General features: G+C 34.6%; 18 protein-coding genes and 1 pseudogene. 14 read left to right on the top strand and 5 right to left on the bottom strand.

From position 1 onward, the window contains the following. Positions 1 to 64: 64 nt before the first annotated feature. Positions 65 to 367 carry a rhodanese-like domain-containing protein gene (locus tag H9636_RS01670; protein WP_191705903.1) on the top strand — a complete coding sequence of 101 codons (303 nt, stop codon included), beginning with the start codon at positions 65 to 67 and terminating at the stop codon, positions 365 to 367. A gap of 88 nt (positions 368 to 455) precedes the next feature. Here the strand turns inward: H9636_RS01670 and H9636_RS01665 are convergent, their stop codons facing one another. Next, positions 456 to 1,106, bottom strand: coding sequence for a trimeric intracellular cation channel family protein (locus H9636_RS01665; RefSeq protein ID WP_191705902.1), 651 nt, complete (start codon positions 1,104 to 1,106; stop codon positions 456 to 458). Positions 1,107 to 1,341: 235 nt separating this feature from the next. Here H9636_RS01665 and H9636_RS01660 point away from each other — a divergent pair, with 235 nt between their 5' ends. From H9636_RS01660 to glnA, 5 genes are all read left to right on the top strand, one after another. Next, complete coding sequence (locus H9636_RS01660) at positions 1,342 to 1,545, top strand: zinc ribbon domain-containing protein (RefSeq protein WP_191705901.1); 204 nt, start codon at positions 1,342 to 1,344, stop codon at positions 1,543 to 1,545. 144 nt (positions 1,546 to 1,689) lie between these two features. Next, entirely contained in the window at positions 1,690 to 2,937 is a 1,248-nt protein-coding gene (locus H9636_RS01655) for a methionine gamma-lyase family protein (protein WP_191705900.1), read from the top strand. 138 nt (positions 2,938 to 3,075) lie between these two features. Then, positions 3,076 to 3,693 carry a Bax inhibitor-1 family protein gene (locus H9636_RS01650; protein WP_191705899.1) on the top strand — a complete coding sequence of 206 codons (618 nt, stop codon included), beginning with the start codon at positions 3,076 to 3,078 and terminating at the stop codon, positions 3,691 to 3,693. 350 nt (positions 3,694 to 4,043) lie between these two features. Then, a complete protein-coding gene (locus tag H9636_RS01645; protein WP_191705898.1) occupies positions 4,044 to 4,445 on the top strand; it encodes a MerR family transcriptional regulator in 402 nt (133 codons plus the stop codon). A gap of 60 nt (positions 4,446 to 4,505) precedes the next feature. Then, complete coding sequence (gene glnA, locus H9636_RS01640) at positions 4,506 to 5,840, top strand: type I glutamate--ammonia ligase (protein ID WP_191705897.1); 1,335 nt, start codon at positions 4,506 to 4,508, stop codon at positions 5,838 to 5,840. Positions 5,841 to 5,959: 119 nt separating this feature from the next. On the opposite strand, the gene H9636_RS01635 is transcribed toward glnA, so the two are convergent. Then, positions 5,960 to 6,286, bottom strand: coding sequence for a hypothetical protein (locus tag H9636_RS01635; RefSeq protein ID WP_191705896.1), 327 nt, complete (start codon positions 6,284 to 6,286; stop codon positions 5,960 to 5,962). 91 nt (positions 6,287 to 6,377) lie between these two features. Here H9636_RS01635 and H9636_RS01630 point away from each other — a divergent pair, with 91 nt between their 5' ends. Continuing rightward, on the top strand, positions 6,378 to 7,130 hold the full coding sequence (locus H9636_RS01630; protein ID WP_191705895.1) for a prepilin peptidase: 753 nt from the start codon (positions 6,378 to 6,380) through the stop codon (positions 7,128 to 7,130). A gap of 191 nt (positions 7,131 to 7,321) precedes the next feature. Here H9636_RS01630 and H9636_RS01625 read toward each other — a convergent pair whose 3' ends face one another. Then, positions 7,322 to 7,777: a hypothetical protein gene (locus H9636_RS01625; RefSeq protein ID WP_191705894.1), complete on the bottom strand. Its 456-nt coding sequence runs from the start codon at positions 7,775 to 7,777 to the stop codon at positions 7,322 to 7,324. Positions 7,778 to 7,809: 32 nt separating this feature from the next. Next, positions 7,810 to 8,160 carry a hypothetical protein gene (locus H9636_RS18960; RefSeq protein WP_225230011.1) on the bottom strand — a complete coding sequence of 117 codons (351 nt, stop codon included), beginning with the start codon at positions 8,158 to 8,160 and terminating at the stop codon, positions 7,810 to 7,812. Positions 8,161 to 8,257: 97 nt separating this feature from the next. Between H9636_RS18960 and H9636_RS01615 the strand changes: the two genes are divergently transcribed. From H9636_RS01615 to H9636_RS01600, 4 genes and pseudogenes are all read left to right on the top strand, one after another. Beyond that, entirely contained in the window at positions 8,258 to 8,839 is a 582-nt protein-coding gene (locus H9636_RS01615) for a TetR/AcrR family transcriptional regulator (protein WP_191705893.1), read from the top strand. 147 nt (positions 8,840 to 8,986) lie between these two features. Then, positions 8,987 to 10,411: an MFS transporter gene (locus tag H9636_RS01610; RefSeq protein ID WP_191705892.1), complete on the top strand. Its 1,425-nt coding sequence runs from the start codon at positions 8,987 to 8,989 to the stop codon at positions 10,409 to 10,411. Positions 10,412 to 10,712: 301 nt separating this feature from the next. Then, positions 10,713 to 11,185: pseudogene (locus tag H9636_RS01605) on the top strand (NUDIX domain-containing protein). Between the two features lie 157 nt (positions 11,186 to 11,342). Continuing rightward, a complete protein-coding gene (locus H9636_RS01600) occupies positions 11,343 to 12,050 on the top strand; it encodes a gamma-glutamyl-gamma-aminobutyrate hydrolase family protein (protein WP_191705891.1) in 708 nt (235 codons plus the stop codon). An 80-nt stretch (positions 12,051 to 12,130) separates the two neighbouring features. Here H9636_RS01600 and lexA read toward each other — a convergent pair whose 3' ends face one another. After that, positions 12,131 to 12,751 carry a transcriptional repressor LexA gene (gene lexA, locus H9636_RS01595; RefSeq protein WP_191705890.1) on the bottom strand — a complete coding sequence of 207 codons (621 nt, stop codon included), beginning with the start codon at positions 12,749 to 12,751 and terminating at the stop codon, positions 12,131 to 12,133. 169 nt (positions 12,752 to 12,920) lie between these two features. Between lexA and yneA the strand changes: the two genes are divergently transcribed. From yneA to H9636_RS01580, 3 genes are all read left to right on the top strand, one after another. Then, positions 12,921 to 13,259: a cell division suppressor protein YneA gene (gene yneA, locus H9636_RS01590; protein ID WP_191705889.1), complete on the top strand. Its 339-nt coding sequence runs from the start codon at positions 12,921 to 12,923 to the stop codon at positions 13,257 to 13,259. Further along, a complete protein-coding gene (locus tag H9636_RS01585) occupies positions 13,256 to 13,915 on the top strand; it encodes a YneB family resolvase-like protein (protein WP_191705888.1) in 660 nt (219 codons plus the stop codon). Before yneA ends, H9636_RS01585 begins: the two co-directional genes overlap by 4 nt. A gap of 173 nt (positions 13,916 to 14,088) precedes the next feature. Further along, entirely contained in the window at positions 14,089 to 14,961 is an 873-nt protein-coding gene (locus tag H9636_RS01580) for a M23 family metallopeptidase (RefSeq protein WP_191705887.1), read from the top strand. The last annotated feature ends 10 nt before the right edge of the window (positions 14,962 to 14,971 follow it).

Raw genomic sequence — 14,971 nt, 5'->3', positions numbered from 1 at the left:
TAAATTGCGAGTGAACTAGTTTTTCATTATAATGACTATAGTTTTAAATTTGGAGGTTTGGATGATGAAAACAATGACAACAGATGAGTTAATCGATTTATTAGATGCGAATGAAGATTTAAATATTATCGATGTACGCGAAGATTTTGAGGTAGAGCAAGGAATGATTCCAGGGGCAATTCATATTCCGCTAGGTTCCATCCCAGAACGTGCTTCTGAATTAGATAAATCAAAAGAATATATTATGGTTTGTAAAGGTGGCGTACGCAGTGCGAACGCTGGGGAGTATCTTGAATCCCAAGGTTTTCAAGTTGTGAATTTAGAAGGCGGCATGATGGCGTACGATGGTGAATTAGAATTTAAATAATCATCCATAAAATAACTATGACATTTCAAAGTTACCGAAAAACGCCCCGTAAACGAAAGTTTACGGGGCGTTTATTTGATTGGACTTATCAATGTGCTCTGTTATGAGTTGAGAATTTAAAAGTTGGGCTTTCCTCAGTCTTTTTTAACGTTCTTACCGGTAATCTCCAATGTTTCATATAAGAGAGGATACGTAAAGTTGTAATGACTACAAATAAAGCGTAAAGGAAAAGATCCCCCTTTATAATATCTAACCCAATCATTAAACCTGCACCTGCTGCCCATACAGCATATATTTCATCACGGAGTACTAAAGGCTTTCTCCGTGCTAATAAATCACGAATGATTCCTCCACCAGAACCAGTTAAAACGGCTGCGACAATGACGGCACTAATGGGAAGCTCTAATGATACGGCATAAATTGCTCCTTGAATGGCAAAAGCAGATAAACCGATTGCATCAGTAAAATTCCCCCAACGATTCCAATGTTTAATTAAATGATGTGGTACAAGGAAAAAAATCGTGATAGCTGCAATGGCTATTTGAAACATCATTTCTTGGCTCCATAATGTGGATACGGGTAAACCAATTAATAAATTTCGAATAGCACCACCGCCAAATGCGGTAACAATTCCTAGTAAGTACACACCAAAAAGATCATATTCCTCTTCCATGGCTACAATCGCACCAGATATTGCAAAGGCAATGGTCCCAATGATACTAAATACTTCCCATGCCATAAAATTGCCTCCTTCATTTAACATGCAACATTGAGAATAGCAGTTTCATCGAGGATAGTAAAGAGAATTTTTTTAATTTAATGAAAATCCTTTAACCCTAAAGAAACACAACGATAATTGCAAATATCGAAAGGTAAAATTGTTCCTTTTGTCCTTAAAAAATAGTCAAACGTGTGAATGAAACTATTCATATTTATGGTCGTATATAAATTAAATGTAAAGGGGGAATTGTTACATGGCAAACAATGGTTGTATAAAATGTGGTAGTCAAAATGCAGCGAAAAAAGAAGTGGCAATGACAGGTACAGGGTTATCAAAAATGTTTGATGTCCAAAAGAATGAATTTATCGTAGTTTACTGTAAGAACTGTGGTTATTCGGAATTTTATAATAAACAAGCTTCTACAGCTTCGAATATACTCGACTTATTCTTTGGTTAATGAATAAATGTTTTTTACCTTTGAATCGGGTGTCGGAACGTTTCTTTCTACTTTCTGTTCTAAAATAGTTGAAATGCTTCTCAGAATTGATAAGATGATATAGGATATTTAGTTACTGTAGTAAAAAGAAACGGAGTTTTAAACATGGCATTTATTTCAACTCTGCAGCCTGAGACGTTGCAATTAGCAAAAGAAGTGGAAGAAAAAATAATGCCATTTCATAAAAAAATTGATGAAATGGCATTTTTCAATCAACAAAAAGTATTGGCCGCTTTTCGAAAACATCAAGTTAGTGATTTTCATTTACATCCATCTACTGGTTACGGTTATGATGATGAAGGTCGGGATAATTTAGAACGGGTTTACGCGGAAACTTTTGGAGCAGAGGCTGCCATCGTTCGTAGTCAAATTATTTCAGGTACTCATGCGATTACGTTAAGTTTATTTGGTGTGTTAAGACCTGGAGATGAATTAGTATACATTACAGGAAAACCGTATGATACTCTTCAATCGATTGTTGATGGGGGAGACAAGGATACAGGTTCTCTTAAAGATTTCGGAATTGGTTATTCCCATGTTGATTTAATCGAAGATCAATATATTGACTGGGAAGGGGTAAACGCTGCGATTGGTGACCGTACAAAAATGGTTGCAATTCAACGTTCGAAAGGATATGCTACACGCCCCTCCTTTACAATAGAAGAAATTCAAGAAATGTGTAAAAAAATTCGAGAAATCAAGTCCGATGTGGTCATCTTTGTTGACAATTGCTACGGCGAATTTGTTGAAAAAAAGGAACCAACTGAAGTAGGAGCCGACTTGATAGCAGGCTCGTTAATTAAAAATCCGGGTGGTGGACTTGCGAAAATAGGTGGGTATATTGCAGGTCGTATGGATTTAGTAGAGAAATGCGCTTATCGTATGACTTCACCAGGTATTGGAGCGGAAGCAGGTGCTTCTTTAAATACGTTAGCAGACTTTTATCAAGGATTCTTTTTAGCACCCCATGTAGTAGCACAAAGTTTGAAAGGTGCTGTCTTTACTTCGGCCATGTTAGAGGAAATTGGTATGACAACATATCCTCACTATTCAGCGAAACGTACAGATTTAATTCAATCGGTTTCTTTCCAAACTGCTGATCAAATGGTTGCGTTTTGCCAAGAAATCCAAGCCGCATCACCGATTAATGCTCATTTTGCCCCAGTACCAGCATATATGCCTGGTTATGAAGATGATGTAATTATGGCAGCGGGTACATTTGTACAAGGTTCTAGTATTGAGCTAACGGCAGATGGTCCAATTCGTCCCCCATATACCGCTTATATTCAAGGTGGACTTACTTACGAACATGTGAGATATGCTGTTTGTAGTGCAGTGCAAAAATTAAAATAAGATAGGAAGGCGACTTAAGTGTGTAAGTCGTCTTTTTTGATTTTCCAGTAAAATAAAGGAATCTTTATGAAATTTATTAATATACTTTCCCTTTAAAAAATATAGTAATAATAAAACTTTCCATGATTGGGGTTGTGTATGGGGCAAATTAGTAGAAATCGGAACTACGACCTCATTTTAAAACATTTCATATTGATGTGGGTTCTTACCGTTATTGGCGTATTGTTTGCTCTTTTATTACCTATTTCAGTCGTTATCCTACTATCGATTATTTGTATCGGGATGATTGTTATCACGTTTTTAATGAGATTAGGAAGTGCCATCATTTTTATTATTCCTTTTTTAATGGGAATTCTCCACTTCCTATTACTTGTCATTTTGATTGAATGGCTTGGCGCGGCACTCGTCGTCTCAGTGTTTATTGGTACAATTATTGTTTTTTTATTACTAGCTTTTATTGGAATGCGATATATTATCGTTGTTGCTGATGTGCTAATTTACTTTTTTACTGTTTTAATTGTTTTTGTTGTCTTTGGATTTATTTATATTTTCATACCAGTAAGTAGTACGTTCTTCCTTGTAGTAGCAGGAATCATTGTATTAGCCTTTGCCCTCTATACAGTCTATGAAATCGATTTGATGCGAAATTATTATATTCGAGAAAGTGAAATTCTTTTCTTCGCACTTAGGTTATATTTAAATTTAATTTACCTTGTGATTGAATTAGGCATTTCATCTAAAAAGTTTCGATTTTAGTTAATGAAATTATAAATCAAAAGATACCTCACATTTTTATGTAGAATGTTTAATATATTGGGTTATACTGCAGAAACCGTTGGTAAATCCATGGTTTTTGCAGTTTTTTATTCAATTTTTTTAATATATGACTAACATCCATAGGAAATTTTTTCGGTATATCTACTGTTTTTTAATCCCTTTTTAACAGTACATGTCACAATAAAGAAACTAAAAATATTCAATTGTGAGCAAATTCTGACTAAAATAAAAGAATATTTGTCAGTTTTTTTATTAATGTTAGTTTTTCTAACGTAGAATTGACAAGCAACCTTACTGGAGGTATGATATGAACAAGGGAGGTGAATTAAATGGGAAGTGAAAGAAGATCAAGTGAATTACGAAGATCGATGCCGCTATTACCGATTGGTACGGTTATGCAATTAACCGAACTTTCTGCGCGTCAAATTCGCTATTATGAAGAACACGATTTAATTCAGCCACACCGTACGGAAGGGAATCGAAGAATGTTTTCTTTAAATGATGTCGATACACTTCTGGATATAAAAGATATGTTAGAGCAAGGCGTGAACATGGCAGGTATTAAGAAAGTGTTTGAAATGAAAAACAATCCTGCGGTTCAAGCTGTAAAAGAAAAAGAAGAGATTTCAGATTCAGAGTTGCGTCGTATATTACGTGAAGAAATGCGGATGACTGGACGCCATCAAAAAACTTCTTTACGACAAGGGGATTTATCGCGCTTCTATCAATAAAGCGCGTGAATTATAAATTGAAGTTTGCTAAATAAGGGAAAAGTAGGAGTGTGGAATACTGTGGCAAAATATACAAAAGATGATATTAAACGTCTTGTAGAAGAAAAAGAAGTAAAATATATCCGTCTACAATTTACTGACATTCTAGGAACAATTAAAAACGTTGAAATTCCTGTAAGTCAATTAGACAAAGCATTAGATAACAAAATGATGTTTGATGGTTCTTCTATCGAAGGTTTTGTTCGAATTGAAGAATCTGATATGTACTTATATCCTGATCTTGACACATTCATGGTATTCCCATGGACTACTGAAAACGGTAAAGTAGCACGTTTTATTTGTGATATTTATACTGCTACTGGTGAACCGTTTGCAGGGGATCCACGTAACAACTTAAAACGCGTATTAAAAGGAATGGAAGAGTTAGGTTTCACGCATTTCAACCTTGGACCAGAACCAGAATTCTTCTTATTTAAATTGGATGCAAAAGGTGAACCAACATTAGAAGTAAATGACAATGGTGGTTACTTCGATTTAGCGCCAGTTGATTTAGGAGAAAACTGTCGTCGTGATATCGTGCTAGAGCTTGAAGAGATGGGCTTTGAAATTGAAGCATCTCACCATGAAGTAGCTCCAGGACAACATGAAATTGACTTCAAATATGCAAATGCTATCGAAGCATGTGATAACATTCAAACATTCAAATTAGTTGTAAAAACAATTGCACGTAAACACGGATTACATGCGACATTTATGCCAAAACCTCTATTTGGTGAAGCAGGTTCCGGAATGCACTGTAACGTTTCTTTATTCAAAGGGAAAGAAAATGCATTCTACGATGAAAAAGCTGAAATCGGTTTATCTGAAACGGCAATGCAATTCATGGCAGGTGTATTAGCTCACGTTCAAGGATTTACAGCGATTACAAATCCAACAGTAAACTCTTATAAACGTTTAGTGCCTGGTTATGAAGCGCCATGTTATGTAGCTTGGTCAGCTCAAAACCGTTCACCTTTAATTCGTGTGCCAGCTTCCCGTGGTTTATCGACTCGTATCGAATTACGTTCAGTAGACCCATCTGCGAACCCTTATTTAGCATTAGCTGTTATTTTAGAGTCTGGTTTAGAAGGTGTTCGTGAAAAAATGACACCACCAGCTGCAATTAACCGTAACATCTATATCATGAGTGAAGAAGAGCGTAAAGCGAACGGTATTGACAACCTACCAGCTTCATTAAATGATGCACTTGTTGCATTAGAAAAAGATGAAGTGGTAAAACGTGCACTAGGTGAACATATCTATGCGAACTTTAAAGAAGCAAAAGAAATTGAATTTGATATGTTCCGTACAACAGTTCACCCTTGGGAACGCGAACAATATATGAAAATGTACTAATCGTCATTTTCACTACCCGGTATACATTGATGTGTACCGGGTTTTTTTGATTATGAAGGAATAAGTATAAAATGCCTTCGTAAAAGGTAGTCATAGATAGGGAAAGTAGTTACTTTCAATTAACGATTCTTCGTATATGTCGTAAATTGAAAGATGGCGATTAATAGACTAATCATACTGATCGCCCAAAAGAAACTTGCCATACCGAGTTGAGCAGAGTTTTCTTCTGAAGCCATTGGATGATATTGATCGATTTCTAAATTAAAGGCATTCATAAAGAAATAAAAACTAATTGATAATAGCAATAAGTGTAATAAAATAAAAGCATAGGCTACACCATTTCTTCTATTTTTAACCCACAAAATGATAGTAGATAATGCAAAAATGAATAGGACAATGGTAAAACCAATAGTTAATAAGCTTGGAAATTCCACTTCTACCAGCATTATAATATCACCCCCAATATATCTCTATATTAACAAAAATTTCTAATAACTTTAAAATATTTTAATTTAACAAGTTTTAGAGGTGTTGTAAATGGAAATTAGTTTTGTAGTATTCCCATTCATCATCGGGCTTGTATTTGGTTCCTTTTTTAACGTAGTAGGGTTAAGAGTTCCGAAAAATGAATCAATCGTCGCACCACCTTCCCATTGTTCAAAATGTAAACGGCGGTTAACATCCCTCGACTTAATACCTGTAGTTTCATATTTATGTTTAAGGGGGAAATGTCGAACATGTGGAATGAAAATTTCTCCGCTCTATTTATGGATTGAGCTTTTGACTGGTATGCTCTATGCGATGGCTACATACAAAATCGGTTTTACTCCGGAATTAGCAGTAGTTCTCTTATTTATCTCTCTATTAATCATTATTGTTGTTTCCGACATTGTTTACATGATTATCCCCGATAAAATACTACTTTTCTTCTTACCTTTTTTAATTTTAGGTAGAATATTAGAGCCTCTTGATCCTTGGTGGGATAGTGTTTTAGGTGCTATGATTGGATTTGGGATGCTTTACTTCATTGCAGTTATGTCAAAAGGAGGAGTTGGGGGAGGAGATATTAAGCTCCTCTTTTTAATAGGGCTTGTTTTAGGATGGATGAATACGATATTGACCTTGTTTTTAGCTTCAGTAATTGGACTACTTACGGGGATCATAGTGTTAAAAATAAGAGGTGAAGGCAAAAAGACTCCATTTCCTTTTGGTCCGGCAATTGCTATTTCTGCTATTTTCGTTTATTTCTATGGGGAAAAAATTATTTATTGGTATATAGGTAACTTATAGTAGTTTAATGTGTGGATTGTAAAAAATTAATAATTATTCTACAGCTCATGCAAGAATTAACCCCGTTCTAATTTAGGAGGGGGTTAATTTATAAATAGTTCCACCTTTGGTTGTTCTTCAATATAGGTAATTTGACAAATTCTTTGCCAATTTGGAAACTCTTATTTTTCTAATGTATAGTTACTTTTGGTTTAGGCTTCCTCGTATGCATTTTTCATTTGATGATATAAATCAAAATTACTAAAATCTTGAACTTGAATGTTAAGCTGTTTACTTACTTCGAATAAAAAATATAACCACTCTAGATCCTTTTCTTCAACAGCTTTGGAACAAGCATTTTCTAAGTGTTTACTATTTATAGAACGCTCTAAGCTTTTGAGATACTCTAACGATTTTAATGCCCCAGGCCAATTCATATCTTTAAATAATTCATATAACTTTGGCAAAGCTAGTTCATTTTCTGGATATCCAATGGAGATTACGATGTCAACTGCATTTTCCCAACATTCTTTTGCATATTTTTGAAAAATAAGTGGTAATTTTCCATTTGGAATTTGGTAAAGAAACTCCTTCGCTTCATTTTGGATTTCCTTTGGCAAAATCCAATTTAGATTATATGAATAATAAACAACTAAATCATCTTCCATAAAGAATACACACCCTTCATTACACCATCAACTTATTTAACCTTTACAGAAATACCTTGAAGAATCTTGGTGAATTTATGTGGTTTGCTATTAGCGTTACCTCTACTGTTAATCCAACCTTGCATTTCTGAAGCTTTAACTGTTTTTACAGAAGCATGATTACTACCATCCTTAACTGCTTTTAATGATCCTGTCTTATTAACAGCTTGAATAGTAGTAGCCGTGAACTGTCCGCTAGGCATTTTTAGATAATATGAAAGCCCACCAGTATCATGAGGTCTAGGAGTCAAGTTAGTTCCGTTTCCACTACCACTACGATAAATGATTGTTAGATTTTTGTCTTTAAATCGTGTTACAAATTCAGATTTTACTTCATCTCTCACTAAACTATAACAGAAAATACGCAGTTTTTAGCATTCTATTATTGACTATTCAGTCTAAAATGAATAAAATAATAATCGGAAAGGAGGTAGTTGAAAAATGGCAAGAAGTAAAGAATTCGACCCGTCTATTGTACTGCGTAAATCTATGGAAATATTCGGTCATTATGGTTATGAAGGCACATCTCTACAAAACTTATTAGAAGGTTTAGGAATAGCACGTCAAAGTTTGTATGACACTTATGGGACAAAAAGGGACCTATTTATTTCTGCAGTGAAACATTATATAAATGAAAAAACTGCTACTGTAATAGCACGTTTGGAGAGTCCTGGGTCAGCAAAAATGGCTATTAGTGAAATATTCTTTGAGGCAATAAGTGTCCTAAAAGATGATGCAAAACGTAAAGAATGTTTTATTATGGATAGTGCAATCGCTCAAGTACCCCATGACTCGGAAATTGCAGAGTTTTTTAACCAAGATTTAAAGCGGTTAGAAGAGGCTTTTTATAAAGCATTAGTGCGTGCTCAAGAACAGGGAGAACTAGGGGAACAAAAAGATAAAGCCGCACTAGCTAAGTATTTGAATCACTCTCGATATTCTTTAACGCAAGTAGCTAAATTATCATCGGATCCTAAAGTATTAGATGATTTTGTTTCTGTTATTCTTACGACATTGGAGTAAAAGTGAAGCTTAATTAAAGGCTTCATTCTATTTTTAATCATTCCGGACTATTCGGTCTGTTATGGTTATTATTTTTATATTCTTATCCAATTCTATTTTTTATTCAAATTATAGACTGATTGGTCTATAAAGGAAGGGGTTCAATTAATGGAAAAGAGACAATTTAAGGGGTTAGCTCTAACGCTTTTAGCTGTATCACAATTAATTTTAGCACTTGATTACACGATAATTTTTGTTGGTTTACCTTCTATTGCTACAGAATTAGGGTTTTCGGCAAATTCATTACAATGGGTAGTAAGTGCATTTTCTTTAGTCTATGGTGGATTATTACTAATCGGAGGAAGATTATCAGATTTATTAGGAAGAAGAAGAATGTTTATGATAGCAACTGCACTATTCGGTTTTGGTTCTTTACTTGGAGGTTTAGTAAACTCGGATATAATGCTTATTGTTGCTAGAGGAATTCAAGGACTAGGTGGAGCATTATTATCTCCTGCAACCTTATCGTTGATTATGTCAAATTTTGAGGAAGGTAAAGAACGAAATAATGCGATGTCAGTTTGGGCAGCCATGGGAGGAGTCGGATTATCCTTAGGGTTATTGCTAGGTGGCTTCTTGACGAATTATTTTGGATGGGAAGCAATTTTCTTAGTGAATGTGCCAATTACAATTTTAGTTCTTTTACTAGCACCAGTTGCTCTTCAAGAGAGTAAAGTAAAACAAACTACAAGGCATTATGACTTAGCAGGAACGATTACAGTAACTGTAGGAATGATTTTAGTTGTTTATTATCTTATCCAATCCCCACTTGAGGGCTGGACAAATTATGCAACTATTATTCCAGGAATGATAGGTTTATGTTTGCTACTATTGTTTGTATTTATTGAAAAACGAACGAAAGAACCATTAATTCCATCCAGTCTGATTCGTATCCGTAGTTTAATTAGTGCGACTATCTGTGCAGCTTTGTTTTCTGCATCTTTCGGAACACTTTATTATTTTTTGACGCTTTACACTCAAGAAGTACTTCATTACTCTGCGATTCAATCAGGAGTGAGCTTCCTCCCTTTAACTCTCAGTGCTTTAGTAGGATCTAAGTTTATTAATCGAATGATTAACCTAATAGGAATTGCTGGCACAATGGGGACTGGAATGGTTCTTGGGGCGATAGGTTTCATCATTGTTACCCAATTAACTGTACATGGCTCTATTTTGGCAATGATAATAGGTACGATTATTATAGGATTAGGTCAGGCTTTTGTTTTTACAACAATGTTTATTGCTGCTAGTCTCGGTATTGAAATGAAACAACAAGGGGTTGCATCTGCTATTATAAACACAGGTCAACAAATTGGCTCCGCAGTTGGGTTGGCTGTCATTATGGCAATCGTTTCGGCTACATTGAATACGAGTGGGTCTTTGGAACATATGGGGAATGATCTTTTGACTGAGGCAGTGCAGATGGCATTAATTATTGAAGCTATAATTGCTCTAATAGGGCTATTAGTAGCATTTACTTTAAAACAAAAGAAATCTAATGCATTGGTAACAAATAAAACAGCTCATAAATAATTGCGAGAAAAAAGGAGAAAAGGCTGCTGATTGCTTTCATTTAATTTCCATACATCGATAAAATTGAGCAAGCATTTTCTTTAATTGACTTAGTAGAGTTAATTTATTTATTGGTATACTTATCTGAAAGTGATACTTCATTGACGAAGTATCACTTTTTTCATCATTGATTTTTATCTAGACCACCCCCAAAAGGAAGAGCCGTGGGCAATAATAAAACTAGCAATCCATTGTTCTCGAAAGGTATTTTGAAATATTAGTAGAGTATTACATTGTAATAAAGAGGTTAGGAGAGAAGTTCATGGAAAGTAGTGTAAAATATAAATTTTGGACTGTTGTCATGATACAACATGAAAATAAAGTTCTGCTTTTGAATCGACAACACGACGATTTTAAAGGATTTATTCCACCTGGTGGAAAAGTCGAATTCCCGGAAAGTTTTGTGGAAGGGGCTATTCGGGAAGTGAAGAAGAAACGGGACTTGAAGTAAGTAACCTTGTTTTTAAAGGAATATCAGAATTCGTCAACAAAAAGACAAAAGCGCGTTATATTATATTAAATTATTGGACAAAGGATTTTAAAGGAATATTACTTACTGATCCTCCAGAAGGAGAGCTAATGTGGGTCAATATGAGTGAAGTAAAATATTTACCGATGCAGGAAGATATACGAATACGATTTGATTTATTTTTCAAAGAAGGTACTTTTGAAATTCAAACGGTTTGGGATGAATCGACCAATAAGGCAGAAAAAATCCATATTATTAATACATAAAACAATTTTGTTATTAAAAAGCGTAATTCATATCGTCCAACAGTCTTTTTTAAACATCAAACAGAAAAGATAAATCCTTTTAAAGGAGATAATTAACCCAATCTAGAATATTCTATAACAGTTTTATTTGTTATAGATTGATTCTGGAGGTGTTTAGATGAAACCGATTATTGGTGTGACAATGACGGAGAGCAATGGACAGTATTGTATAAACGAAGCCTATGTAAAATCTATTTTAAATGCAGGCGGTATTCCATTTGTACTACCTTTTGGTGTAGAAAAAGATGCTATGCAATTGGTCACAAAAATGGATGGCTTATTACTAACAGGTGGGGTAGATGTTCACCCTCATTATTTTCATGAAGAGCCTCATTTAAACTTAGGGCATGTGATGTTAGAAAGAGACCAAATGGAAATTACACTTACTAAAGTGGCGTTAGAAAAGAAAATACCTATTTTCGGTATTTGTCGTGGAATCCAATTGTTGAATATTACGATGGGGGGAAATCTTTATCAAGATATTAATTCCCAATATGAAAGTACACCGATTCTTCACCAACAAAAAGCGAGTAGAGTAGAAGCTTCCCATTATATAGAAATTAAGTCAAATAGTCATTTGCACCAAATTATTGGTAAAGAAAAAATTGCCGTAAACTCTTTCCATCACCAGTCAGTTAAAAACGTTCCAAATTCTTTTTCGATTTCCGCAAAGGCAACGGATGGAATAATCGAAGCGATCGAATTAAAAGATTATCCGTTTTGTATTGGGGTTCAGTGGCACCCTGAAGAAATGGCAGTTGCCCAAGAAGAACATTCTCAAAAATTATTTAAAGCCTTTATTAATGCATGTAGTAATGAAATTTAAAATTGTTCGTTTAACAAAGCAGTAATCCCTAAACGAAGCAAGGTTGTCCCTCAGTCCTTTAGACTACGAGACAACCTTTTTTAATGAATTTGACGGTATAAGCCTACTACTTTACCTAAAATGCTCACTTGGTTCACTAGAATTGGGTCCATGCTGGAATTTTCAGGTTGTAAGCGGAAATGAGTTTTTTCTTTAAAGAAACGCTTTACTGTTGCTTCATCATCTTCTGTCATAGCCACAACAATATCGCCATTATTCGCAGTAGAAGTTTGTTTTACGACAACGTAATCGCCATCTAGAATCCCTGCTTCAATCATGGATTCTCCCATTACTTCCAACATAAATAAGTTTTCTTCGCTCGCACCATAAGTATCTGGTAGCGGGAAATATTCTTCAATATTTTCAATTGCAGTTATAGGTAAACCAGCTGTTACTTTCCCTACAAGGGGAACATGTACAACGGACTGTTTTTGAACTGTATCATTTTCACCATCTAAAATTTCAATAGCGCGCGGTTTTGTAGGGTCGCGTCGGATAAGTCCTTTACTTTCTAAACGGGCTAAATGTCCATGTACAGTGGAACTGGAAGCTAGACCTACCGCTTCGCCGATTTCACGAACAGAAGGTGGATATCCTTTCGTCCGAACTTCTTCTTTTATGAATGCTAAAATATCTTCTTGCCTTTTTGATATTTTTTTCAATTCTCTCACCTCTTTAAGTGAATATGTATCTCTATTAATTACATATAGTATATCAGTGATAAAACAAAAAAGCAAACATAGGTTCGAAAATAGTGTTGACAAAAACATGTGTTCGTATTAAATTAAGAACATATATTCCGAACAAACATTCGAAAAGAGGTTGAGAGTTATGAAATGGTTACAAAAAAACAGCTATATTGCCGTATTATTCGTCGCTTTCTTCATTATGGGAGCAATTTTATTGATTACAGACAATGGTGATATAACATACGAACAAATTGAGGTTCAACATGGTGATACACTATGGACGTTAGCAGAACAATATCGTGGTAAAATGACTAAACAAGAGTGGATCCAAAAAGTTAAAAATGAAAATAATCTTATTGGAGAGAACATTGTTGCAGGCCATGATATAACAGTATTAGTTAATGAAGATAGTGTTTATATGGCAAAATTAGAAAATGAAGACAATCTTCATTCAGTAGAGGTAGCGATGAAAAATAAATGAGTAAAAATAACAAAGCCGTCATTTATACGCGGGTAAGTACAGAAAAAAATACGCAAGAAACGTCCTTAGTTCGCCAAGAAGAAGAATTACGAAACTATGCTGAAAAAATGAATTATGAGATCCTTCAAGCATTTCAAGATCAACATAGTGGTTATGAAGTAGAACGTGAAGGTCTTCTTGAAATGCTAGATTATATTAAAGAAAATAATGTACCTGCCTTATTTGTACAAGACGAAACACGTTTAGGACGTGGTAATGCACGAATGGCAGTATTACATTTGCTTCAAAAAAATGGGACAATCGTATATTCCTTAAATAACGCAGGGCCCCTTACTCTAAATGAAATGGATACGATGTTGTTAGAAATTTTAGCAATCGTAGAGGAATATCAACGGAAAATACATAATGCTAAAATAAAGAGGGGTATGAAGCGCGCAGTTGAAAATGGTTACCGGCCAGAAAAAAATATTAAAAATCGCCATTTACATGAAGGTAGAGAACGGATCGATGTACCGATAGAAGAAATTGTTAATTTAAGAGATAAGGGACTAACTTTCCATGAAATTGCATCGACGTTAAGAGGATTAGGTTTCCAAGTTAGTAAAGCAACCGTACATCGACGATATACTGAATATATGGAAGAAATCGAAGAATAAACAACGAATTGATGGGACTTGTTCATACGGAACATGTCCCATTTTTTATACATAAATGAAAGAATTCATAGTTGGTTGATGATAGTTACAATTAGAGTGAATTGAAACATATTTACAAAATAATCGTATCTATTAATATAAATCGCCCTTTATCAAAAATGGAGGTGTTAGTAATGGGAATATTTAAAGTAATTACTCCCGAAGAGTTTGGTGCGTATTTTCTTTCAGGAGAATATGAAACGATCTATCGACAAACGACTGAAGAATTTCAAAACTTCATTTCCCTAGAGCAGTTTATAGAATTAGCCCGTTCTTTTAACGCAAATGTAACGAGTTACCACATTAAGTTTCGTACCAATATGTTATATTCCATTCATTATGTTTGGTTAGACGATCGAGAAGAAAAAGCGATTTCCGTCTCCTTCGATGAAAAGGGGATTATTCAAAGACTTTTATTGAAACCATATATGACCTATCCAGAAACGGATAAACGATTAACGAAGAATATTTACACGATGCCCATTAAAGGGGAATGGTTTGTTTTTTGGGGTGGTTGCAATGAATTTATCAATTATCACTATTTGTATGAGAGTCAACGTTATGCTTATGATTTAGTTCAAGTTCAGAATAACAAGACTTATAAAGACAACCCATCGAAAAATGAAAATTACTACGCTTTTAAACAAGAAATACTTGCCCCAGCTGATGGAAAAGTTGTGAAAATTATAAAGGATATAGAAGATAATGTCCCAGGGGAGATGAATCCAAATATTCCGGAAGGTAATTGTGTCATTATTGAACATAAGCATAAAGAATACAGTATGCTTGCTCACTTAAAACAACACTCCATTCAAGTACATGAAGGAGAAACTGTTACTGCTGGGCAACTTATCGGTTTATGCGGAAATTCAGGGAATTCTTCTGAACCCCATGTACACTTCCAAGTAATGGATGCTGTAGATTTTACAAAAGGGAACTCGATTCGAATTCGTTTTAATGATGGAAAAGAACCGATACAAGGGGATAGCGTCTCTAGTATTTTTTAGCAAGATAAAA

The organism is Ureibacillus galli (assembly GCF_014836845.1).
GTDB classification, from domain to species: Bacteria; Bacillota; Bacilli; order Bacillales_A; family Planococcaceae; genus Ureibacillus; species Ureibacillus galli.
The sequence above is the reverse complement of the archived record's forward strand: the minus strand, read 5'-3'. Positions and strand labels throughout refer to the sequence as shown.

What these genes read in the sequence shown, in the direction of transcription:
- H9636_RS01580 (WP_191705887.1), top strand. Translation starts at nt 14,089, where the DNA reads ATGGGAATATTTAAAGTAATTACTCCCGAAGAGTTTGGTGCGTATTTT.
- H9636_RS01625 (WP_191705894.1), bottom strand. Translation starts at nt 7,777, where the DNA reads ATGGAAGATGATTTAGTTGTTTATTATTCATATAATCTAAATTGGATT.
- H9636_RS01645 (WP_191705898.1), top strand. Translation starts at nt 4,044, where the DNA reads ATGGGAAGTGAAAGAAGATCAAGTGAATTACGAAGATCGATGCCGCTA.
- H9636_RS01615 (WP_191705893.1), top strand. Translation starts at nt 8,258, where the DNA reads ATGGCAAGAAGTAAAGAATTCGACCCGTCTATTGTACTGCGTAAATCT.
- H9636_RS01670 (WP_191705903.1), top strand. Translation starts at nt 65, where the DNA reads ATGAAAACAATGACAACAGATGAGTTAATCGATTTATTAGATGCGAAT.
- H9636_RS01610 (WP_191705892.1), top strand. Translation starts at nt 8,987, where the DNA reads ATGGAAAAGAGACAATTTAAGGGGTTAGCTCTAACGCTTTTAGCTGTA.
- H9636_RS01650 (WP_191705899.1), top strand. Translation starts at nt 3,076, where the DNA reads ATGGGGCAAATTAGTAGAAATCGGAACTACGACCTCATTTTAAAACAT.
- H9636_RS01635 (WP_191705896.1), bottom strand. Translation starts at nt 6,286, where the DNA reads ATGCTGGTAGAAGTGGAATTTCCAAGCTTATTAACTATTGGTTTTACC.
- yneA (WP_191705889.1), top strand. Translation starts at nt 12,921, where the DNA reads ATGAAATGGTTACAAAAAAACAGCTATATTGCCGTATTATTCGTCGCT.
- H9636_RS01655 (WP_191705900.1), top strand. Translation starts at nt 1,690, where the DNA reads ATGGCATTTATTTCAACTCTGCAGCCTGAGACGTTGCAATTAGCAAAA.
- H9636_RS01660 (WP_191705901.1), top strand. Translation starts at nt 1,342, where the DNA reads ATGGCAAACAATGGTTGTATAAAATGTGGTAGTCAAAATGCAGCGAAA.
- H9636_RS01630 (WP_191705895.1), top strand. Translation starts at nt 6,378, where the DNA reads ATGGAAATTAGTTTTGTAGTATTCCCATTCATCATCGGGCTTGTATTT.
- H9636_RS01665 (WP_191705902.1), bottom strand. Translation starts at nt 1,106, where the DNA reads ATGGCATGGGAAGTATTTAGTATCATTGGGACCATTGCCTTTGCAATA.
- H9636_RS01600 (WP_191705891.1), top strand. Translation starts at nt 11,343, where the DNA reads ATGAAACCGATTATTGGTGTGACAATGACGGAGAGCAATGGACAGTAT.
- H9636_RS01585 (WP_191705888.1), top strand. Translation starts at nt 13,256, where the DNA reads ATGAGTAAAAATAACAAAGCCGTCATTTATACGCGGGTAAGTACAGAA.